This window comes from Chitinophaga sp. OAE865 (assembly GCF_040546735.1).
In the GTDB taxonomy this organism is placed as follows: Bacteria; Bacteroidota; Bacteroidia; order Chitinophagales; family Chitinophagaceae; genus Chitinophaga; species Chitinophaga polysaccharea_A.
In genome coordinates, this window is record NZ_JBEPOF010000001.1 from 1,078,897 (window position 1) to 1,101,069 (window position 22,173).

At 45.4% G+C, this 22,173-nt stretch carries 21 protein-coding genes; 14 read left to right on the forward strand and 7 right to left on the reverse strand.

The genetic code is table 11. The features are described from left to right. Positions 1–9 precede the first annotated feature (9 nt). From porL to ABIE50_RS04585, 5 genes are all read left to right on the forward strand, one after another. Positions 10–747 carry a type IX secretion system motor protein PorL/GldL gene (gene porL, locus ABIE50_RS04565; RefSeq protein WP_325636733.1) on the forward strand — a complete coding sequence of 246 codons (738 nt, stop codon included), beginning with the start codon at positions 10–12 and terminating at the stop codon, positions 745–747. 55 nt (positions 748–802) lie between these two features. Beyond that, complete coding sequence (gene porM, locus ABIE50_RS04570; RefSeq protein WP_209855398.1) at positions 803–2,341, forward strand: type IX secretion system motor protein PorM/GldM; 1,539 nt, start codon at positions 803–805, stop codon at positions 2,339–2,341. A gap of 21 nt (positions 2,342–2,362) precedes the next feature. Continuing rightward, positions 2,363–3,391 carry a type IX secretion system ring subunit PorN/GldN gene (gene porN, locus ABIE50_RS04575; RefSeq protein WP_142684259.1) on the forward strand — a complete coding sequence of 343 codons (1,029 nt, stop codon included), beginning with the start codon at positions 2,363–2,365 and terminating at the stop codon, positions 3,389–3,391. Positions 3,392–3,466: 75 nt separating this feature from the next. Then, positions 3,467–4,042 carry a Crp/Fnr family transcriptional regulator gene (locus tag ABIE50_RS04580; RefSeq protein WP_209855397.1) on the forward strand — a complete coding sequence of 192 codons (576 nt, stop codon included), beginning with the start codon at positions 3,467–3,469 and terminating at the stop codon, positions 4,040–4,042. Between the two features lie 65 nt (positions 4,043–4,107). Next, positions 4,108–4,701, forward strand: coding sequence for a DinB family protein (locus tag ABIE50_RS04585; RefSeq protein ID WP_209855395.1), 594 nt, complete (start codon positions 4,108–4,110; stop codon positions 4,699–4,701). Between the two features lie 70 nt (positions 4,702–4,771). On the opposite strand, the gene uvrC is transcribed toward ABIE50_RS04585, so the two are convergent. The 3 genes from uvrC to gpmI form a co-directional block, all read right to left on the reverse strand. Next, positions 4,772–6,583, reverse strand: coding sequence for an excinuclease ABC subunit UvrC (uvrC, locus tag ABIE50_RS04590; RefSeq protein ID WP_209855393.1), 1,812 nt, complete (start codon positions 6,581–6,583; stop codon positions 4,772–4,774). Positions 6,584–6,585: 2 nt separating this feature from the next. Beyond that, positions 6,586–7,170, reverse strand: coding sequence for a hypothetical protein (locus ABIE50_RS04595; protein ID WP_209855391.1), 585 nt, complete (start codon positions 7,168–7,170; stop codon positions 6,586–6,588). Between the two features lie 388 nt (positions 7,171–7,558). Beyond that, on the reverse strand, positions 7,559–9,082 hold the full coding sequence (gene gpmI, locus ABIE50_RS04600) for a 2,3-bisphosphoglycerate-independent phosphoglycerate mutase (RefSeq protein WP_142684254.1): 1,524 nt from the start codon (positions 9,080–9,082) through the stop codon (positions 7,559–7,561). Positions 9,083–9,373: 291 nt separating this feature from the next. On the opposite strand from gpmI, the gene ABIE50_RS04605 reads away from it, so the two are divergent. The 4 genes from ABIE50_RS04605 to ABIE50_RS04620 all read left to right on the forward strand — a co-directional run bounded on the left by ABIE50_RS04605 (position 9,374) and on the right by ABIE50_RS04620 (position 12,026). Then, a complete protein-coding gene (locus tag ABIE50_RS04605; protein WP_142684253.1) occupies positions 9,374–9,787 on the forward strand; it encodes a DUF4783 domain-containing protein in 414 nt (137 codons plus the stop codon). Between the two features lie 136 nt (positions 9,788–9,923). Further along, entirely contained in the window at positions 9,924–10,775 is an 852-nt protein-coding gene (nadC, locus tag ABIE50_RS04610) for a carboxylating nicotinate-nucleotide diphosphorylase (RefSeq protein ID WP_209855389.1), read from the forward strand. A 10-nt stretch (positions 10,776–10,785) separates the two neighbouring features. Further along, positions 10,786–11,667, forward strand: a complete 882-nt coding sequence (locus tag ABIE50_RS04615) for a diacylglycerol/lipid kinase family protein (protein ID WP_209855388.1) — start codon at positions 10,786–10,788, stop codon at positions 11,665–11,667. Positions 11,668–11,687: 20 nt separating this feature from the next. Continuing rightward, positions 11,688–12,026: a translation initiation factor gene (locus ABIE50_RS04620; protein ID WP_209855386.1), complete on the forward strand. Its 339-nt coding sequence runs from the start codon at positions 11,688–11,690 to the stop codon at positions 12,024–12,026. Between the two features lie 223 nt (positions 12,027–12,249). Here the strand turns inward: ABIE50_RS04620 and ABIE50_RS04625 are convergent, their stop codons facing one another. Next, positions 12,250–13,242: an aldo/keto reductase gene (locus ABIE50_RS04625; RefSeq protein WP_142684249.1), complete on the reverse strand. Its 993-nt coding sequence runs from the start codon at positions 13,240–13,242 to the stop codon at positions 12,250–12,252. 89 nt (positions 13,243–13,331) lie between these two features. Further along, positions 13,332–14,270, reverse strand: a complete 939-nt coding sequence (locus ABIE50_RS04630) for a helix-turn-helix transcriptional regulator (protein WP_209855384.1) — start codon at positions 14,268–14,270, stop codon at positions 13,332–13,334. A 344-nt stretch (positions 14,271–14,614) separates the two neighbouring features. On the opposite strand from ABIE50_RS04630, the gene ABIE50_RS04635 reads away from it, so the two are divergent. Beyond that, positions 14,615–16,183 (forward strand): glycosyltransferase family 39 protein, encoded by a 1,569-nt coding sequence (locus ABIE50_RS04635; protein ID WP_209855382.1) that lies wholly within the window; start codon positions 14,615–14,617, stop codon positions 16,181–16,183. Between the two features lie 164 nt (positions 16,184–16,347). Here the strand turns inward: ABIE50_RS04635 and ABIE50_RS04640 are convergent, their stop codons facing one another. After that, positions 16,348–17,091: a biotin--[acetyl-CoA-carboxylase] ligase gene (locus tag ABIE50_RS04640; RefSeq protein WP_209855380.1), complete on the reverse strand. Its 744-nt coding sequence runs from the start codon at positions 17,089–17,091 to the stop codon at positions 16,348–16,350. Between the two features lie 158 nt (positions 17,092–17,249). On the opposite strand from ABIE50_RS04640, the gene rsfS reads away from it, so the two are divergent. The 4 genes from rsfS to ABIE50_RS04660 all read left to right on the forward strand — a co-directional run bounded on the left by rsfS (position 17,250) and on the right by ABIE50_RS04660 (position 21,335). Continuing rightward, positions 17,250–17,654: a ribosome silencing factor gene (gene rsfS, locus ABIE50_RS04645; protein ID WP_142684245.1), complete on the forward strand. Its 405-nt coding sequence runs from the start codon at positions 17,250–17,252 to the stop codon at positions 17,652–17,654. 76 nt (positions 17,655–17,730) lie between these two features. Then, positions 17,731–19,758 carry an ATP-dependent zinc metalloprotease FtsH gene (gene ftsH, locus ABIE50_RS04650; RefSeq protein WP_209855378.1) on the forward strand — a complete coding sequence of 676 codons (2,028 nt, stop codon included), beginning with the start codon at positions 17,731–17,733 and terminating at the stop codon, positions 19,756–19,758. An 8-nt stretch (positions 19,759–19,766) separates the two neighbouring features. Beyond that, complete coding sequence (locus tag ABIE50_RS04655) at positions 19,767–20,402, forward strand: LutC/YkgG family protein (protein WP_142684243.1); 636 nt, start codon at positions 19,767–19,769, stop codon at positions 20,400–20,402. A gap of 108 nt (positions 20,403–20,510) precedes the next feature. Beyond that, on the forward strand, positions 20,511–21,335 hold the full coding sequence (locus ABIE50_RS04660; protein WP_209855376.1) for a UDP-2,3-diacylglucosamine diphosphatase: 825 nt from the start codon (positions 20,511–20,513) through the stop codon (positions 21,333–21,335). On the opposite strand, the gene recO is transcribed toward ABIE50_RS04660, so the two are convergent. Next, positions 21,307–22,044 (reverse strand): DNA repair protein RecO, encoded by a 738-nt coding sequence (gene recO / locus ABIE50_RS04665; RefSeq protein WP_209855374.1) that lies wholly within the window; start codon positions 22,042–22,044, stop codon positions 21,307–21,309. The genes ABIE50_RS04660 and recO overlap by 29 nt on opposite strands. Between the last annotated feature and the right edge of the window lie 129 nt (positions 22,045–22,173).

Sequence of the window (22,173 nt, forward strand, 5' to 3'; positions counted from 1 at the left end):
CCTATGGCTATGAATCCTAACAAAGCTAAATGGCTGAACTTTTTCGTATGTATTGCGGCTTCCGTGGTAATTATCGGGGCATTATTCAAATTACAGCACTGGCGCGGAGCAGACATCGCTTTGATCCTGGGTCTGAGCACAGAGGCGCTCATCTTTTTTGTATACGCTTTTGTACCTGATACCGGTGCACATACAGAAGGACAGGTAGTAGCAGTAGCGGGAAGCCCTGCTGTGGCCGGCCTGGACAAAATGCTCCAGGAAGCAGACATTACTCCTGCCAACCTGCAGCGCCTAAGCGAAAACTTCCAGAAACTGGGTACTACCGTTGATAAAATGAGAGACATCAGCGATGTAGTAGCAGCTACCGGAGATTATACACAAAAAACCAGAGAAGCTGCCAGCGCTATCGGTAATGTAGCAAATGCCTACACCACTGCCGCCGCTGCTGTATCTTCTTTCAACAGTGCGTCAGAATCTACCAAAGACTTCCATGTACAGATGCAGGGTATGACTAAAAATCTCGCTTCCCTCAATGCTATCTATGAACTGGAACTCCAGGATACCAACAACCACCTGAAAGCAATGAACTCATTCTACAGCAACCTGCAGAATGCTTCCAGTGCAATGAGTGGCAGCATTGAAGATGCCAAGAAAACACAGGAACAAATTTCCCTGCTCGCTAAAAACCTCAGCAACCTGAACTCAATTTATGGTAACATGCTGAGTGCTATGCACGGAGGAAGATAAGGTACAGCTAATAGTTTCTGAATTAAAACATATCAATTAAATCTGCAAACAAACTATGGCACTACCTAAAGATCCTAGGCAGAAGATGATCAACATCATGTACCTGGTCTTGACGGCCATGCTGGCTTTGAACGTCTCTGCTGAAATATTGAACGCTTTTAGTATCGTAAATAACTCAATTAATACTTCAAATAAATCCTTAGCCGACAAAAATGACTTTATCTACAGGCAGTTTGACGCACAGATGAAGGATAACGCGGAAAAAACAGCACCTCTCAGAGCCAAGGCGCAACAGGTGAAACAGATCTCAGCCAGTATGTACGACTATGTTGAATCTTTAAAGAAAACCATCATTACAGAAAGTGGCGGTTTTGATGAACATGGTGAAATCAAGGATAAAGCCGGACTGGATGCTCCTACCAGGGTGATGGAGAATATGAAAAAAGGCCCTGAACTGGAAGCTAAACTGAGGGACTTACGTGCTAAATTGCTCTCTTTCGTTGATCCAAAAAAGAAAGATCAGTTCGAAAAAACTTTACCACTTAAAATAGAAGTAGGCAAATCAAATGATGAGCATGGCAGTGGTCCTAAATCATGGACAACCTACCACTTCAACATGGTTCCTACCATTGCTGCAGTAACCATCCTGGGTAAATTCCAGAATGATATCAAAAACTCTGAGTCTGCCATTATCGATGACCTGTTCCGTCAGATTGATGCGAATACGTTCAAATTCGATAAAGTAAGACCGTTTATTTCCCTGAACTCCAAAAACCTGATGGAAGGACAAACCTTAACTGCCAACATCGCAGTAGGCGCTTACAGCACCACGGTGAACCCGACTATCGTTGTGAATGGTCAAACCATTGAAGCACACGAAGGTTTAGGAGTATTTACAACTCCTGTTTCCGGAATTGGTGAAAAAACACTGACCGGTACTATTACCTTACCTAGCCCAACTGGTGGCGCTCCTGAATCCTATCCCTTTACAGAAACTTATAATGTAGGTGCTTCGGCAACCTCTATTTCCGCAGATAAAATGAACGTGCTGTATATCGGCCTGCAGAACCCTATCTCGATCTCTGCTGCTGGTGTGCCTGCTGAACAGGTATCTGCCTCTATAACAGGTGGTAATATGACCAAACGTGCTTCCGGCGAATACATCGTAACTGTAAGCCAGCCAGGCAAGGCAGTGATTAATGTAGTTGCCAACATCGATGGTAAAACCAAGTCACTCGGCCAGAAGGAATTCCGTGTAAAACGTGTTCCCGACCCGGTGCTGAAAGTAGGAGTTAATAAAGGCGGAAGCATGAAAGCTGCCGACTTTAAAGTACAGGGCGGTTTACGTGCCGACCTCGAAGATTTTGAATTTGAAGGCGTGAAATATGAAGTAATCGGTTACCGCGTTGGTATCTCTGCAAAAGGCAAAGAATACCAGGAAGGTGATGCTACTTCAGCTTATTTCCCGGGAAGCGTAGCCGCATCCATCCGTTCACTGCGCCCAGGCGATGAAGTTTTCTTTGAAAACGTGAAAGTGAAAGGACCGGATAACGTGGTTCGCTCCATGCCGAGTACAATATTTAAATTAAACTAACGGTCCATTAATTACTGAATTATGCGAGCAGTAATATTTAACAGAATTGGTTGGTGCACTCTTTTGCTGGTGATGCTGGCAACAGCTGCTGAAGCGCAACGCCGTGGTGGTACTACCCGCCGCAGAACCGCAACCACAGCAACACCTGCACCAGATAGCGTGGTAAACCCGGCTACCGGGAATGCCGTGGCACCTCCTCCCCCCACTGCTGCTCCCCCGGCTTCTTTGCGCCCGGATGATATATCAGCCCCGCTGGTAGATACTCCCCGTAAATCGCTGCGTGTGGATGGTGTGGTGGAAAGGAACCTTGCCAGAGAACGTACCCCTATTGCCTACGATTACATCCGTGAGGATGACAGGTTCTGGGAAAAGCGTGTATGGCAGGTAATCGATATCAGGGAAAAGATCAACCTCCCCTTCCAGTATAATGTGGAAGATGAGTCTGGTGTGAACCAACTGTTCATTAATATTTTGCTCGAAGCCATCAAGAATAAAGAGGTAGAAGCTTTCAGCGCTATCGACGACCGTTTTACCACTGTAATGCCCTACTCGGAAATACAGACTAAGTTAAGCGGAGAAGAAAGAACTGTGCGTAGTATAGATCCGGTGACCGGCGAAGAAAAAATGGTGACTACCCGCGACGACTTTGATCCGCGTACCATCAAACAGTACAAGATCAAGGAAGTATGGGTATTCGACAAAGAAGCTTCCGCCCTCAAAGTTCGCATACTCGGTATAGCTCCCATGGTATCCCGTATAAACGAAGATGGTAGCGTACGCGCATCCATTCCTTTATTCTGGGTGTATTATCCGGATTGCCGCGCTGTTCTGGCCAAACATGATGTGTACAACCAGAATAACGATGCTTCCACTATCAGTTGGGAAGACCTTTTTGAAATGCGCTTCTTCGGCAGCTACATAGTAAAGGAAAACAATACCTACAACCGCGAGATCAAAGACTACATTAAAGACGGTACCATGCGCCTCCTGGAAGGACAAGCCATTCATGACCGTATCTTTAACAAAGAGCAGGACCTCTGGCAGTACTAATCAAAAAATGATCACCGATCAATACGGGAAGGCAATCAGTTATGCTGATTGCCTTTCTTTTTTTATCTTGCCGTTATGCCCCTTCAGCAGTTACGTAAAATTGTTTTCCAGGTAATGCCTCTCCCCGATGATGTATGGGAGGCACTGGCGGCCTGCTGGCACCCGGTTCAGTTTAAACGGAAAGAAGTCATGACCGCAGCAGGGGAAATAGAAAAATACCTCTATTTCGTGACTGCAGGTGTTCAACGCGTTTTCTCCCTGGAAAATGATAAAGAATCCACGCTTGTATTTACCTATGCCGGTTCATTTTCAGGAGTGCTGGACTCCTTCCAGCTCCAGCAACCTTCTCCCTGGTATCTTGAAACACTTACCCATAGCGAGCTTCTTCGCCTGTCGTATACAGACTTTAACCAGCTTACATTACAATATCCCATCCTGGAAAGATGGGTCCGGCTGGCAACCGTTGCCGCATTGGCCGGCGTACTGGAAAGACATAAAGAATTGTTGTCTTTTTCTGCAGAACAAAAATTCAGGACATTGCTTACCCGCAGTCCTCATGTGTTACAGATAATCCCACATAAGTACCTGGCCTCATATCTTGGTATAGATCCCGCTACCTTCAGCAAACTGCTAAGTACTGTAAAGCTATAAAATGTTGATCTGCACAAAGATTTTGTATCCTCTACACGCCTAGTTTTGCAGTAAACAAATACAACATGACCAGCGTAAACAGTGATGAACTGCTGCAGGAACTGCGAAGGAAGAATGTAGAAATTCAATATAAAGCTGAGAACCGTTTCGGCGGGCAAACAGACGCGGTACTGCAACATATGCCCGGCCCCGGCCAGTGGAGCGCCGTGCAATGCCTGGAACATCTGAACACTTATGGCCGGTTTTATCTGCCAGCTTTGGATGAGGCCATTACCAGGGCGGAGAGGCGCAACAGCCGGCCCGCTCCCCGGTTCCAAAGCAGCTGGATAGGCGCCTGGTTTACCCGGCTTATGGAGCCCGGAGCCGACGGTCAGTTGCGGTCACGTATGAAATCTCCGAAGGGGCATTTACCGTCTGCTCAACCGGAGGTAACACCGGTATTGCATGAATTTATCCGGCAGCAGGAACAGATGGAAGACCTGTTGCTCCGTGCGGCAAAAGTAAATATCCAGCAGATAAAAGTACGCACCTCGTTATCACGGTTTATAAAATTATCGGCAGGCGATACATTTGGTTTTTTAACCGCACATACCCGCCGGCATATTTTACAGGCGGAGAAGGCCATCAGTAGCCGGCGGCAGGTGGAAAATGCCATATAGCTGCCGCTGGCGGGCAACGATGTTGCACCTGGCGAAGGTGTAGTGGAAAAAAACTGTATAGCCTGTAAGATCAGGCCTCTTCTTTATGGAAATGGTCCCAGATCAGTTTGGCCTTGGCGGCGCCCACTTCTTTCACCAGGTCATCCTGTGAAAGAAGTTTGATCTTAGCTACAGAGCGGAATGTTTTCAATAGTTGTGTAGCCGTATTTCCCCCGATGCCCTTTATGCTTTCCAGCTCATTTTTAAACGTTCCCTTGCTTCTTTTCTGGCGGTGGAAAGTGATCCCGAACCGGTGTACCTCATCACGTACCCGGCGGATCAGTTTCAGGCTCTCGCTGTTATAAGGCAGTTTGATGCTTTCCGAGTCTCCCGGGAAAAATATTTCCTCTTCATTTTTTGCGAGCCCCACTACCGTCATGCTGCCTATAAGGTTCAATTCCCGGATGCTTTCCATGGCGGAGCCCAGCTGGCCTTTACCACCATCAATGATTACTAACTGGGGTAATGGTTGTTGTTCTGCAAGCAGGCGGTTATAGCGCCGGAAAACGATTTCCTTCATGGAAGCGAAGTCGTTGATCCCTTCTACCGTTTTAATATTGAAATGACGGTAATCTTTTTTAGAAGCTAAACCGTCTTTGAACACCACACAGGCAGCCACCGGGTAGCTGCCCTGGAAATTGGAGTTATCGAAACATTCGATATGTTCCGGTAAGGCGGGTAATTCCAGGTCGGCCTGCAGCTGGTAAAGCACCTGCCTGCGTTCCATGTCCGATTTTCCTTCCAGGTGCAGGATCTTTTTACGGTATAGCTCTTCTTTAAAATAGTTCACATTTTTTTCAGACAACTCCAGTACTTTCTTTTTATCGCCGCCTTTGGGAACCGTCACCGTGATATTGCTTTCCGGATAGGTTAACGGGAACGGCACTATGATTTCTGAATTAATGCTTTTAAATGCTTCCCGCAGGTAGGCAATGGCATAAGTCAGTACTTCTTCATCGCTTTCTTCCAGCTGTTTTTCGAGCGTTACTGTTTTGGTATCGGCAATAGTGCCATTCAGGATGCGCAGGTAATTTACATATGCATGATTACCTTCGCTAATGATGGAAAACACATCCACATTGCCCATGCGGGTATTTACAATAGTGGATTTGGCAGAATAATCCTCCAGGCTTTCTATTTTTTTCCGCATGATCTCCGCTTTCTCAAATTCCATCTTTGATACATGCTCCAGCATTTGTTCTTTGAACAGGTTTACTACCGGGGTAAGATTGCCTTTTAATACATTCTTTACCTGTTGCAGCCCTTCGCGATAATCATCCTGTGTTTGTAATCCCTCACAGGGGCCTTTGCAATTGCCCAGGTGGTATTCCAGGCATACCTTAAATTTTCCCCTACGGATATTTTCTTCAGATAAGTTCAGGTTACAGGTACGCAGGGGAATGTTATACTTGATCACATCCAGTATTTCCCTTACCCTTCCTACCGAGGTGAAAGGCCCCAGGTAATCAGAGCCATCCTTTATTACATTCCGGGTGAAAAATACCCGTGGAAATGGTTCATGTTTGATAACGATGTAGGGGTAGGTTTTATCATCTTTCAGGTTGATATTGTACCTGGGCTTGAATTGTTTGATAAGGGAGTTTTCCAGGAGGAAAGCATCCTGTTCAGAATCAACAATGGTAAACTCAATGTGATGGATGTGTTCTACCAGTTTGCGGGTTTTATAGTTGTCGTGATTTTTTACAAAATAGGAACTTACCCTTTTACGCAAACTTTTGGCCTTCCCTACATATAGTAGGGTGCCTGATTCATCGTAGTATTTGTAGATACCGGCGTCTCCCGGTATGGTGTGTGATATTTGCTGAAACTCCGCTGCTGTCATGTTTACAATCCTGTTTTGGGTGCAATCGTTACATTTACTTCAAGTTGTTTGGGCGCCAGGAAAGCAATCTTCTGATAGGTAGTCATCCGGACCTGCCGGTTTTGCTGGTAGTGCAGATCCTGCCGGAATTCATATACCATATTGCTGGTATAGGAGTGAATGTTTACCTGTTGTATGTTGCCTTGTTTATCCATCTCAAGGGTAATTTCCGAAGGATTGGTCTGTTTCCCTTTTGATTTATAGATCAGTGATCTTCTCCCGGAAAACGGATCATACAAGCCGGAAGTATCGTATTCATCCCGGAGGGAAGGCTTATTTAAATCTGCATCCATGAAGGGCTTTAACAGATCGTGTACGGTAGCGCTGTCGTTGCCGGGGATACTGATTGTATCAGTTTTACCATTAAGGGTCACTGATTTATGCAGTATATAGCCGCCTGCGCGGATATGAGCGTTCTCCTGGCTGAAATATTCAGGCAGTTTCATGAATTTATCGGGAGCCTTTTGCTTTGATGGGTTATTTGCCAGGTTACAGGCCATTAAGCCAATCATGGTAAACAGTGCCGTTGCTTGCCTGTATTTTTTCATGTTGCAAAATTAATACTTAAATGTGGGTCATAAAAAATGCGCCGTGAAAACGGCGCATCGATGCATGAGCAAATCTGTCGAGAGCACTAAAAATATGTAAATCAGCGTGTTGAGCTGATATTTTTCGTGGGTAACGCTTGTTAAACGGAGGTGATGAACTAAATGTTACAGGGGTTAATAAATAAAACAGGAAATATCGCCTTCGGCGATGAGGAAAATTGTCCTGGAACACTGATCAGGCTGATTTTGATGATTAGTTTGATTTTATAAAAATTAAGAGCGATAAAAATTAAGGGAGATAAAAAGCGAATAGTCGCTTCTATCTCCCTTAATTCTTTAAGTGCATAGAATGATTTCATTGAAATCATCAAAATCAGTTCCGCAGTGCCTATACCAGGAGGTTACCGGTCATTTCCTTCGGAATTTCCAGGCCCATGAAGTGAAGTATGGTAGGTGCAATGTCGCCCAGTTTACCGTCTTTTACAGGGCCCTGGAAGTCTTTATTGATAATAAAGAAAGGTACCAGGTTCAGTGAATGGGCGGTGTTGGGTGTACCATCTGCATTGATCATGAAGTCGGCGTTACCATGATCTGCTGTCAGGAAAACGGTGTAATCACTTGCCAGCGCGGCGGTAACCACGCGCTCCACGCAATGGTCTACTGTTTCCACGGCTTTAATAACAGCTTCAAACACACCGGTATGCCCCACCATGTCTGCATTGGCGAAGTTAAGCACTATGAAGTCGGCAGATTTTGCCTGCAGTTCCGGTACAATGAGGTCTGCCAGCTCATTGGCGCTCATTTCCGGTTTCAGGTCGTAAGTGGCCACCTTGGGCGATGCCGCCATCAGCCTGCGTTCTCCTTCAAACTCCTTTTCCCGTCCGCCGGAGAAGAAGAAAGATACATGGGGGTATTTCTCCGTTTCAGCAATACGGATCTGTGTGCAATGGTCTTTCTCGAGCACTTCACCCAGGGTCATATTGAGGTTATCGTTTTCGAAGATGACATGTACATTTTTATAAGTACGGTCATATTCTGTCATGGTGGTGTAGTAGAGATCCAAAGGCTTCATACCGAAATCAGGAAATGCTTCCTGAGTAAGTACCTGTGTTATTTCACGGCAGCGGTCTGTACGGAAGTTGAAACAAAGCACGGCATCGCCATCCTGTATGGTGGCAATGGCTTTGTTTTGTGCGTCGGTTACGATAATGGGTTTAATAAATTCATCGGTAACGCCTTCGGCATAAGATGCTTTCACGGCTGTGAGCAGGTCCTGGGTAGGTGTACCGGTACCATTTACCAGTGCATCATAGGCCAGCTTAACCCTTTCCCAGCGCTTATCGCGGTCCATCGCATAATAGCGCCCGGTAACCGAGGCAATTTTGCCGGTTGTTTTTTCCAGGTGGGCAGAAAGATTTTCCAGGAAGCCTAACCCGCTTTTAGGGTCGGTATCGCGGCCATCTGTAAATGCGTGTATATATACTTTTTCCAGACCGTGTGCCTGGGCAATGGTAGCCAGTGCTTTTACGTGCTCAATATGAGAGTGAACGCCGCCATCGCTTACGAGGCCAATGAGATGCAGTGCTTTATTATTGTTTTTCGCATGTGCCAGGGTATCAAGAAGGATCTGGTTTTGTGCCAGTTCGCCTTCACGGATGGCCACATTAATCCTTTGCAGCTCCTGGTATACGATCCTTCCGGCGCCTATATTCAGGTGACCTACTTCAGAGTTACCCATCTGCCCGTCTGGAAGACCAACAGCTTCTCCACAGGTGATAAGGTGGCTATGCGGGTATTGTTTGTATAAACTGCTTACAAAAGGGGTTTTTGCGTGTGCAATGGCATCGGCAGCAGGAACTTTACCTTCGCCCCATCCGTCCATAATTACGAGAATGGCTCTTTTCTTTTCCATATCCTATCTGGTTATAGTTTTAATATAATTCACTCGAAAGGGTGAAAGTACTTATAAAGGGTTTAAATATTTTGCAAAAATAAAGCTTCCCTGAAAAATAAGCGTTCCGGCCTTTCCAACAGATGCTGCATTATAATTATTCAAAATGAAACACATATTATCTTACTGTTATTGTTTACAGGTTAAGTGCTACTACTATAATGTGATTTTGTTGATTTGCAGGGTGTTTGGCATAGTTTTCGCTTTTAATTTGAGTTGGAGAAAATCACATTTTTAATAAAAAAACTGACAATGAAGAAGCTATTGATGGTGCTGGGGATTATGTTGTTGGGAGGTGCTTTTACAACACTAAAATTATCAGCCAGGTCAATTGAAATCACTGTTGCCGGCCCGTTCGAAGATGTAGTGGCGGCACTTAAGAAAGGAGATGTAAGCGGTTTAGCCAGTTACCTCGATAATAATGTAGAGATCAATATAGCCGGAAAATCAAATACTTATAGTAAGGCACAGGCTGAAATAATTTTGAAAGATTTCTTTTCAAAAAACCAGATTAAATCATTTGAACTGGTACACCAGGGTGGGGATAACTCCCGTTTCGGCATCGGTAATATGACTACCACTGCCGGCAATTTCCGGGTTTCTTTTTTCCTGCAGAAGAAAGGAGGTTCAATGGTATTGAACGAGCTTAGATTTGAGAATAAATAAAGATGCTAACATAAATTAGTTGAAAAACCACGGTGCCCCGCAATTAATTGCGGGGCACTTTTTATTTTTGACCTATCTTTCGCGCTCAGAAACAAAGCACATCTCTTTGCGTGAACACCAGATAATACAATCAATTATGTTAGATGAAGCAGCGCTGAATGCGTTTATCAGAAGCGCACTGGCAGAAGATATCGGAAGCGGCGACCACTCCACGATGGCCTGTATTCCTCCCACCGCCAAAGGTAAAGCGGTGCTGAAAATTAAGGAAGATGGTATCCTGGCTGGAATGGAAGTGGCAGAAGCCATATTTAAGTGGCTGGATATGTTTACCGTTTTTACGCCTCATAAGAAAGATGGCGACCCAATGAAGGCCGGTGAAACAGCCTTTGAAGTAGAGGCGGCCGTACATACCCTGCTGATGGGAGAAAGACTGGTGCTGAACTGTATGCAGCGGATGAGCGGTATTGCCACGTTAACACACAGGTACGTGGAAAAACTGAAAGGCTATCATACCCGGATACTCGATACCCGTAAAACCACCCCTAACTTCAGGATGCTGGAGAAAGAAGCGGTTCGTATAGGCGGCGGTGTGAATCACCGGATGGGATTGTATGATATGGTTATGCTAAAAGATAATCACATCGATTTCTCAGGTGGCATCACTGCGGCGGTAACCAATACAGTGGCTTATCTGAAAGCACATAACCTGCCGCTTGCCATCGAGGTGGAAACACGTAACCTCGAAGATGTGAAAGAAGTGCTGGCTGTAGGGCAGGTGAACAGGATTATGCTGGACAATTTTACCCCCGCCGATATTGTTAGCGCCATGGAGCTGATTAACGGCCGTTTTGAAACAGAAGCCTCCGGCGGCATTACACTGGATACTATTGAATCGTATGCAAAAACGGGAGTGGATTATATCTCCGTGGGCGCTGTCATACACCACGCGGTGAGCCTGGATCTGAGCCTGAAGGCAATTATATTATAAAACAGTTTTTTTGAAGAAGATTCTATTTATCATTAACCGCAAGGCGGGCACCGACCGCGAAAAACGATTGGAAAATGCTATCAGCAGGCATTTGCCGGCTGATCAATACGAAGTGAGCACTACCTACCTGGCGTATCTTGGACATGGTGCAGACCTTGCCAGGGAAGCCGTGAATAATGGTGTAAACACTGTAGTGGCAGTAGGCGGTGATGGCTCTATCAATGAAATAGCACAGGGACTTGTAGGCAGTAATACGGCAATGGCCATCCTTCCACTGGGTAGCGGTAATGGCCTGGCACGCGCACTGAAAATCCCGTTGGATGTAAATAAGGCTTTGAGCCTTGTTGTAGCCAATAAGCAACGCGCCATCGATGTGGGTTATGCCAACGAACATCTTTTCCTTAGCAATGCAGGAGTGGGTTTTGATGCCCTTATTGCAGAACAGTTCCGGCACAATACCAAACGGGGCCTATCCGGGTATGCCAAACTGGTATTGAAAAGCTTTAATACCTACGAACCTGCAGAATACCGCATCGAGATAGACGGCGAAGTGCTGCAAACAAAAGCCTTTCTCCTAACGGTGGCTAATGGCAACCAGTTTGGTTATGAATTTAAGCTGGCCCCGAAAGCCAGTGTTTTCGACGGTCAGCTGGATCTTTGTATAATGCCGCCTGTAGGCATTATGAGCCTGTTGCCGGTCAGCATTTTTTCCTTAATGGGTAATATCGATCAAACAAGATACCTGAAACATTATACCGGTAAAGATATTACCATTAGCAGCAGTGCATTGCAATACCTCCAGGTAGACGGAGACGCGGTGCCGCTCACAGAAAATGGCGTGGTACGCATCCGCATTCAAACGGGTGCTATCAATTTAGTGGTCAACGAATAACCTTTAAATATTTTAGAGAGATGTCGAAAAAGAAAAATACACCAGGCAATGGAATTGTTTATTCCACTAATCCCAACTTCTCATTTGAACCCGAACAGGAAGAAGACGCAGTTACCCTTGCGCCTGCAGAGCAAATATTAAGAGTTACGTTAGATAAAAAACAACGTGCCGGTAAAGTTGTAACCCTTATCACCGGTTTTATTGGCAAAGAAGAAGATATTCAGAAGCTGGGTAAGGAACTCAAAACCAAATGTGGCACGGGCGGGAGCGTGAAAGACGGTGAAATCCTGATCCAGGGAGACTATAAGGACAAAGTAATAAAGTGGCTGCTGGATTGGGGATATAAGCGAACTAAATAATGCAGCGGATTTTGTCTGACTCAGGATTAAACTGATTACGCTGATTACGCTGATTTGATATTTTTGATTTTAAAGGATTTAGGGAGATATAAGCGGATTTTGCTTTTATCTCCCTAAATCTTTTTAATCATTTAAAAATCCAAAAAATAAAATCAGCGTAATCAGCGTAATCAGTTTAATCCTGAGTCAGACAAAATCCGCATCGCCGTAGGCGATCCGTTTACTATCTGTTCACCAGTTTCATTCCTCCCTCTGTATACCGGGTACCGGCAATGGCGTTGTCGCGTAAAATACCATCAATGGCAGCCAGGTCATCTGCAGATAAATTCACTTCAGCTGCTGCAGCGTTTTCCTGTAAATATTTTCTGCGCTTTGTTCCCGGGATAGGCACTATGTCTTCGCCTTGCGCCAGTAGCCATGCAAGCGATAACTGCGCCGCAGTAATACCCTTTTCTTTGGCAAATGCTTCCAGCGCATTTACAGTTTGTAAATTCTGCTCAAAATTTGCTCCCTGGAAACGGGGCAAATTTTTACGGAAGTCGCCATCCTTTATACTATCGGTATTGTTGATAGCGCCGGTGGAAAGGCCTCTCCCTAGTGGACTATAGGCTACCAGTGTAATACCGAGTTCGCGGGTGGTGGCTAAAATACCTTCTTCCACATCGCGGGTAAACAGGGAGTATTCTGTTTGGAGCGCTGCTATGGGATGTACCGCATGGGCTCTTTTAATAGAGTCAATGCCTGCTTCAGACAACCCGAGATAACGCACCTTGCCTTCTTTCACAAGTTGGGCCATAGCGCCTACTGTTTCTTCCACAGGAATTGTTTCATCTATCCGGTGTGTATAGTAAAGATCAATCACATCTACCTTCAGTCTTTTCAAACTGTCTTCCACTGCCTGTTTCATATATTTCGGTGAACCATCAAAATAGTAAGTGCCATCTTCTTTAAACCTGAACCCGAATTTGGTAGCAAGAAAAACTTTATCTCTTTTGGTGGCAAGTATTTTTGATAACAGGATTTCATTAGCTCCCTGGCCATACATATCTGCGGTATCCCAGAAGTTGATGCCCAGGTCCAGCGCCAGCTCAAGTGTGGCAAGTGATTCTGTTTCATTAAAATCCTGTGCGGTGCCGTATGCAAACGACATTCCCATGCAACCCAGTCCTATTGCGGAAATTGATTCGCCTGTTTTACCTAGTTTTCTGTACTGCATATTGTTAAAATTTTTGTGATACAAATGTACATGCAGGTACAGGGCCTTGAATTGTAGAAGGCAAAGTATTAATTGTTAATATCAAAGTCCTATTGCGCCCGGTAGAGATGCGGGGAAATGCCACTATGATTTTTGAAGAAATGCGTAAAGTTACCGGGATCCTCAAACCCCAGGCACCATGCAATTTCAGCGATCTGCCAATCGGTATGCATCAGCAGCAGGCGCGCTTCAAGCAGCATCCTCTGCCGGATATGCTCACTTACTGTCCGGCCGGTGGCTTGTTTCACACAGGCATTCAGGTGATTGGGATGCGTATTTAATACCTGTGCAAACTCTTTCGCTGTTTTCAGTGACAACTGGTTATGCGTAAATTCTATTGGAAATTGTTTTTCCAGTTTATCAGTAAAACGATGAGCGAGGGCCTGTGCAGCTGTTAGCTGGCGTTTGGGCTGATTAGCCTGGGTGGATAAGCGTTTGCCTTCCAGCATCAGCAGCTTCAGGTAAATGAGAATGGCTTCATGTTTAAAAGCTGCATTTTCCCTGTATTCTTTTACCAGTTGCCGGAAAATGGATTGAAGATAATCTACCTGTTCATCTGTTAATGTGAACACGGCCTTTGCTCCCATCTGCCAAAGCGGATGTTGTAACAGGTTTTCCTGGTGATTGGGTTGCGACTCAAACAACAGGTCTGTGAACAGGCAGTAATAGCCTTCCTGCTCATCGGAGGTAGCATGCCATGTTTTTAATTCAAAAGGATTAATAAAAAGTAAAGCGGGGCCATTGATCTCATAGCGATCATCACCAAGAGTAAAAATACCAGAACCTTTGGTGAAGAAACTAATTTTATAATAGTCCCGTCTGCTGGCACTGACTTCGTCCAGGCAGGGATACTCAGATCTTTCATGTACGGCGAAACTGCCACGTAACGGTGCTTTGGGAGCTACCTCTTTGTGTGTGTATAATAGCAGGTCGTCGTTAAAATCGTTGAAAGTTTTGAGCTTAATGGAGTTGTTTTTACTTGAAGACATACTCAAATTTAAACAATTCTATGTTAAAATCTTCTCACCCAACTTGCACGTATGTTAACTTTTAGTAGGTTGGATTGCCTGTAAACCCTTACTGGTATTGCCATGTTTTTATAAATGAAACATCGTTGCAATTTCATTTTTGATTAATCAGAAAAAATTTCACAATTTGTTAACGCCTTTATCAACCAAAATCTTGTTATCATCAAGCCCTGATGATCGCTATGTAGAGCAGCCTGCCACATATGCCACTGAACAAGAAATTTTAAAATCTATAAACGGAAATACATTGCAGCACAAGCAGGTATTTCCGTTTTTTTAATAGTTAAAATTTTTTGTCGCTGCGTATGACACATCGCATTACCGGGCAACCGGAGCATCACCGCACTTCTTCATGGCTGTTATTATCATTTATCATTATAAAAATGATTTTCCAGTTTGCAGTACTGAGTCCCTGTTATGAGCTGCACCGCGACGAGTACCTGCACCTGGATATGGCCAATCACCTGGCTGCGGGATATTTGTCGGTACCTCCGCTTACTGCTTTCAATTCTTTGCTGGTACAATGGCTGGGGAATAATTTTTTCTGGGTAAAATTTTTTCCTGCACTTTATGGCGCGCTCACCATGGCGCTGATATGGAAGATGGTGGAAAAGCTTAATGGCGGCTGGTTTGCACAGGTATTGGCGGCATTGGTATTTTTATGTTCTGGTTTCTCACGAATGAATATCCTTTACCAGCCCAATTCTTTTGATATCCTCGCATGGACGGCGCTGTTCTGGTGCCTGATGCAATACCTGCAAACCAGGAAGAATAAATGGTTATTGTGGATGGGCGTTGTTACCGGTATAGGGATACTTAACAAATACAATATTATTTTCCTGGTGATCGGAATGGCAGGCGCCCTGGGATTGTCGGCCCACCGGAAAGTATACAAGAACAAATACCTGTATACAGGAATGGGAATAGCGTTGGTGATCATTGCGCCAAATATCATATGGCAACTGCAGCATGGAATGCCGGTATTGCATCATATGAAGGAGCTGAGTGAAAGCCAGCTGGTGCATGTAAGCCGTATTTCTTTCCTCGGAGATCAGCTCCTTTTCTTTATGGGCGGTGCTTTTATAGTGGTGGCAGCAGCTATAGGGTTAATATTTTCGCCGGGGTTCCGGCCTTACCGTGTTATCATCGGCGTTTATGCCTTAACCATATTATTGTTTACCTACCTGCGTGCAAAGAGTTATTACGCTGCGGGTTTGTACCCCGTGTTGCTTGCTTTTGGCAGCGTATACTGGGAGCGGATTTTTACCCACGACTGGACCCGTTACCTGCGGTTATTGTGGCTGGCATTGATAGTAGTGCCTTTCGCCCTGCTGGTAAATGTTATTTTTCCCGTAATGAAGCCGGCACAGATCAGTGAAAAGGCCGGCAAATTCAAGAAGCTGGGGTTGCTGCGATGGGAAGACGGGCAGGATCATAGCCTGCCGCAGGATTTTGCGGATATGCTTGGCTGGCGGGAGTTGGCGGATATGGCCTGGCAAACCTGGCAGCGGGTGCCTGAAGCCGATAGGCCGTATACATTACTTATCTGTGATAACTACGGGGAGGCCGGCGCGCTGAATTATTATAATAAGGGCAGAAACATTCCATTGGCCAATGCCATGAACGCGGATTATGTTTTCTGGTTCCATGAAATGGATACTATCCGTTATATCGTTAAAATAGGTACGAAGCCGGAAGCTGAATACATGAAAATGATTGGCCACATGGAGCAAACCGGCATTATGAAAGACACCTTATCAAGGGAATATCAATCGGGGGCGGGCGCCTGGCTGATGTCCGACCTGTCGCCGGATTTGCCGGCAGCGCTGAAGATGGCTTTGCGGGAGAAGCAAAATGTTTACCGGGGCAGATAAGTGAGCAGCTAAATGTAATGTATGGTGCCCCATAAGTAAGCGATCTCAATGCTCCATGCCCTGGGGCAGCTATTATGTTGTAACCGGTTCCGGTTCAAATGGAGAAAACACCTGTCAAAGGCCGTTACAGGAGCAATAATACTTTTAAACGCTGCTGCCCGCCGTTACCGCGTAATGATAAACTCCACTTCTCCGAAACCCAATTGCAATATTTCGCCGTTCCTTTCCAGGCAAAGATGTCCATCCGGCAATACGTTGCGGATAATGCCTTCAAATATTTCCCCGTCTTTACGATAAAGTCCTGGCTGTTGCCAGCGGAAGAGCCGCGAATTGTATTCGGTAAGCAATGCTTCATAGTTTGCGGGTTGCAGCTGCCGGATCCTTTTATCCAGGAAGGTGCATAATTCCCTGGCCAGGTCTGCCGCCTGATGGGTTTTACCGGTAATTTGCCGGAGGGAAACCGCGTTGGGCAGTTCGGGGGGGAAAGCCGCCTGGTTAATATTAAGCCCTATACCTATAATGGCATATTGCCATATATTTCCGCGTAATACGTTCTCAATCAGGATGCCGCCTGCCTTTCTGTCACGCCAATAAATATCATTTGGCCATTTGATGATCGTTTCGTCGCCGGCGTGCGAAGCAAAGAAATCGGTGGTGCCGAGAGCTACCGCAACGCTGAGCATAAATTGTCTTGAAAGAGGCAATATTGCCGGCTGGAGGGCAATTGTGAGGGCGCTGATATCCCCGGGTTGGGCCAGCCATTGTTTTCCGCGGGTACCTTTTCCGGCCGTTTGGTTGCTGGTAAACCAGGCTGTGCCTGATGTCACCTGGCCGGAATTTACCTGCTCCATGGCATAGTTATTGGTGCTGTCTATTTCGTCTAATATATAAAACGGGTGTCCTATCACATGAATCTTTTTTAGTCTGTATCCGGCCCGAAAAGTAATTCATTTTATTATTTAATTAACATTTTCAGGCCCCCCGCGGCGGATATTAAACATCTTATATTACTGCTTGTTTAGTAACTTTGGCAATTAAAGATTATTTTTAACAAAAACGAGATTTATTGGCACCCTTAACCGTTCTGAGCACGAGAAAGAAGGCGCAGCAACGCCTGACCAGAGAAAGTGAAATTTTTACCACCATCATAAAGGCCATACAGGATAAGAAGGGGGAAAATATCGTGTCCCTGGATCTACGCCAGATTCCTGAAGCTGTGGCCGATTTCTTTATAATATGTGAAGCCAATTCAGGCACCCAGGTAAAAGCCATTGCTGATTATGTATCAGAGGAGGTGGAAAAACATACGTCGGAAGAACCGTACAAACACGAAGGATTTGGTTCTCAAAACTGGGTTCTGGTTGATTATGTGAATGTTGTAGTACACATTTTTCAACCCGAAAACAGGAAGTTCTATAATCTGGAAGAAATGTGGAGTGATGCTGACAGGATGGATCACACCGAAGACTGAACAAACAGCTTGTTTTAGAATTTAATTATTCATATTATTCTGATAGCAATAAACATCCGTAAAGGAGCGTAAGATTATGGAAAAAGGAGGCAATAACTTCAATAAGGGTTCGGAGAAATCACCTAAGAAAGGACCGAAGTTCAATATATACTGGGTGTACGCCTTTATTGGCGTGGCCCTGCTCGCAATGAACTTTTTTGATTTAAGATCCCCAACCAAAGAAATCAGTTTCCAGGAATTTCAGATAGATTATCTGAAACCGGGAGATGTTGATAAGCTGGTTGTTGTAAATAAAAAGTATGTAGAGGTCTACATAAAACATGACCGTCTCAAAGAGGCGAAGTTTAAAGATGTTAACAAAAGCAAATTTGGCGGCGAGAACCCCGGTCCTCACTTCCGTTTTTCTATTGGTAGCGAAGAAAGTTTTAAAAAGGATATAGATAAAGCCCAGGAAGGTGTTCCGGTAGAGAACCAGGTGAAGATCTCATATGATGAGCGTCAGAGCTGGTTTGAGCCTATCTTCCAGTTGCTGTTACCAATTATCCTGATCATTGGTTTGTGGATACTGCTGATGCGTAAGATGGGTGGCCCTGCAGGTGGCAGCGGCGGCCCGGGAGGCATTTTCAATATCGGGAAATCCAAAGCTACGCTGTTCGACAAAGGCACCCGCGTGAATATCACCTTCAACGATGTGGCTGGTTTGGACGAAGCGAAAGTAGAGGTAATGGAAATCGTGGATTTCCTGAAAAATCCTAAAAAATATACTGCCCTGGGTGGTAAAATTCCCAAAGGAGCATTGCTGGTAGGCCCTCCGGGCACCGGTAAAACCCTCCTCGCAAAAGCGATGGCCGGAGAGGCACAGGTACCTTTCTTCTCCATGTCCGGTTCCGACTTTGTGGAACTGTTTGTAGGAGTAGGCGCCAGCCGTGTACGCGACCTGTTTAAACAGGCCCGTGAAAAAGCGCCATGTATCATTTTTATAGATGAGATTGATGCGATTGGCCGGGCAAGAGGTAAGAACGTAATGATGAGCAACGACGAGCGTGAAAACACCCTGAACCAGTTACTGGTAGAAATGGATGGTTTCGGAACAGACAGCGGTATCATTATCCTGGCTGCTACCAACCGCCCCGATGTACTGGACAGCGCATTATTGCGCCCGGGCCGTTTTGATCGTCAGATCTCTATTGATAAGCCGGACCTGGCCGGAAGGGAAACAATTTTTGAAGTGCACTTAAAGCCTATCAAAACCTCCCCTAACCTGGATGTGAAGAAACTCGCTTCCATGACACCGGGTTTCGCTGGCGCTGATATTGCCAACGTATGTAACGAGGCTGCCCTGATTGCTGCCCGTAAAGGCAAATCACAGGTGGAAATGGACGACTTTAACGATGCCATTGACCGCGTAATAGGCGGTCTCGAAAAGAAAAACAAAATCATCTCCCCGGAAGAAAAAGAAGTAATTGCTTACCACGAAGCCGGTCACGCTATTTGCGGCTGGCACCTGGAACACGCTAACCCGCTGGTAAAAGTAACCATCGTTCCACGTGGTGTGGCAGCGTTGGGTTATGCGCAATATCTTCCTAAGGAACAATACCTGTATAATACAGAACAGTTGCTTGATGATATCTGTATGACGCTCGGCGGCCGTGCAGTAGAGGAACTGGTTTTTGGCAAAATATCCACCGGTGCGCAAAACGACCTGCAGGTAATTACCCGTATGGCCTATGCAATGGTAACCGTATATGGTATGAACGATAAAGTTGGTAATGTATCGTTCTACGATCCAAACAGCGATCAGTCATTTACCAAACCTTACTCAGAAGAAACATCCAAGATGATCGACGATGAAGTAAGAAAACTGATTGCGAGCGCTTATACCAGAACCAAAGAGCTGCTCACCTCCAAAATGGACCAGGTGAAGGCGCTGGCAGAAGAATTGCTGAAGAAAGAAGTTTTATACCAGGCCGACCTGGAAAGATTGATCGGTAAACGTCCTTACGATACCCACAAGGAACACCAGCTGGGTAAGGAAGGCGCTCCTACTGAGGGAGTACATCCGTCAGATATCATCAATCCTTCTCCGTCACCAGCTAATGCGTAAATAGTGATATGAAGATTTCTCCTGCTAAGGAAAATATTCTGAAGAGAGTACGGAATGCTTTAAGTCAGTCAGTACAATTGCCCTTCCCAAATTCGGAGGGCAATTCGTCTGTTTTCAAAACTGAGAATGAGAGCCTGGAATTAAAGTTTGCAGAAGAATTTACCAGGTTGCAGGGAAAGTTTGTTTACTGTACGGGAAAAGGCGAATTGATGGAAAGTCTTCGTGCGCTTTGTGAACACAAAGAATGGCACAATGTATTTTGCCAGACGCCTGCCCTGCTGAAAACAATCCACCAGCAGGATTTGCCTGTACTGAACCAGGGTACCATGCATGAAGCGGATGCAGCTATCACAGACTGCGAATACCTGGTGGCGCGTACCGGAACATTGGTGCTGAGCTCCGCACAACCCAGCGGCCGGGCATTGCCGGTATATGCTCCTGTGCATATCGTAGTAGCCTATACGCACCAGCTGGTTTTTGACCTGAAGGATGCGCTCAATAAGCTGAAAGATAAATATGGTAATGACATCCCGTCGGCAATATCCTTTGCAACAGGGCCCAGTCGTACTGCAGATATTGAGAAAACGCTGGTGGTAGGGATTCATGGTCCCAAGGAAGTATACGTATTTTTAGTAGACGAATAAATAATTGGCTTTTAGTTTTTAACGGTTAGCTTTTAGTACCAGGGGCGATGTATCGCTTCTTTCACTAAAGGGTAACAGTTAAAAGCTAAAAGCTTCATAATTTTAAGAATGGATATTGCATTACCGGCCAATAAGAAAGTATATTTTGCCTCTGATTTTCATCTTGGCGCTCCCAATCCTGCAGCCAGCAGGGAGCGCGAAAAATTGCTCCTGCAGTGGCTGGAGCAGGTGGAACATGATGCACAGCATATTTTCCTGGTAGGCGATATTTTTGATTTCTGGTTCGAATACAAGCATGTTATCCCGAAAGGCTACACCCGTATTTTAGGTAAGCTGGCAGCATTAAGTGATAAGGGGATCGGTATTTCCATTTTTATTGGTAACCATGATATGTGGATGGATGGTTATTTTGAAGATGAACTGAATATACCGGTATACTATGAGCCGCAAACCTATACCATTGGCAACAAGCGGTTTTATATTGGTCATGGCGATGGTTTGGGGCCTGGCGACCATGGTTATAAGATGCTGAAGAAAGTATTCAGGAACCGGTTTTGCCGCTGGTTATTTTCCGCTATTCACCCGGCGTGGGGTATTGCCCTTGCCAATTATTTCAGCCGCAAAAGCCGCTCTGCTACCGGGCAGGAACTGGAACATTTCCTTGGAGAGGAAAATGAATGGCTGGCGATATACAGTAAAGAAATACTGCAAAAAGAGCATTTCGATTATTTCATCTACGGGCACAGGCATCTTCCACTTGATATTTCCTTACCGGGAAACAGCAGGTATATTAATCTTGGCGACTGGCTCAATTATTTTTCCTATGCTGTTTTTGACGGCAACACAGTAGACCTGAAATTTTTTACTGAAGAGGGTGAGAAGGCCGCCGCGATTGGCCGGCAGATCAGGCATCCAGGATCTCATGTAAAATAGGCGGGGAATGCATCTCCGTAAAATCCGGCAGGTGCAGCCGGAAAAATTCCAGGTACGCATACAGCAACTTCCTCCTTCTTTCCTTATTCATAGTGATCGCCGCCAGGTGCTCCACTGCTGTGCACTGAAACAGCTGATCCGTTAATTCACTGCTAAAGGTATCCAGGTAATTGGAGTGATGTGGGGGCAGGTCTGAGAAAGTACCTTCCTGCAGATCGAGGTATGGCGTATATTCAGAGAACCTTCCGTTAAGCCTGAAGCCCAGGTGCTCTCCCATTTTAAGCGTAAAATACAGTGGCAGGTTGGCTACTACCTGCAAACCGGAAACATCCAGCAGCTGCAGCATATTTTCAGTAAAGAAATAAAGATCTGTTTGTTGCTCCGGTTGTTTCAGACATTTTTGCAGCAACTCTATCATATAAAGCGCTACCGTATTTTTTACCACATTCAGATGTATGGAATGGTAGAGAAAGCCCAGTTTGTATTCAGAGATCCGCTGCAGGTTTTTGATATCATTGTGATATACTACCAGGTCAAGGATATTACCAGGTTGCAGCAGGTTGCCTTTGGCTGCCTTGGGTTTGGAAGAGCGGGCGCCATTAACCATATACGACTGTACCCCGAAGAGTTCAGTGAATATACTCACAATAAGGCTGGTGTCGCCATACTTTACTGTGCGTAATACGATGCCGCGTGTTTTGTGAAGCAATTTTCCTGGCTTTTGCTGTTAGCAGTTTGTGAAAGCAACCGGCATGCAAGTTAACACAAACCGGGCTATTGAAACAGCTAAAAGCTAAAACCCAGCACCTGGCAGCTAAAAGAAGTCAGCTCATCGCTG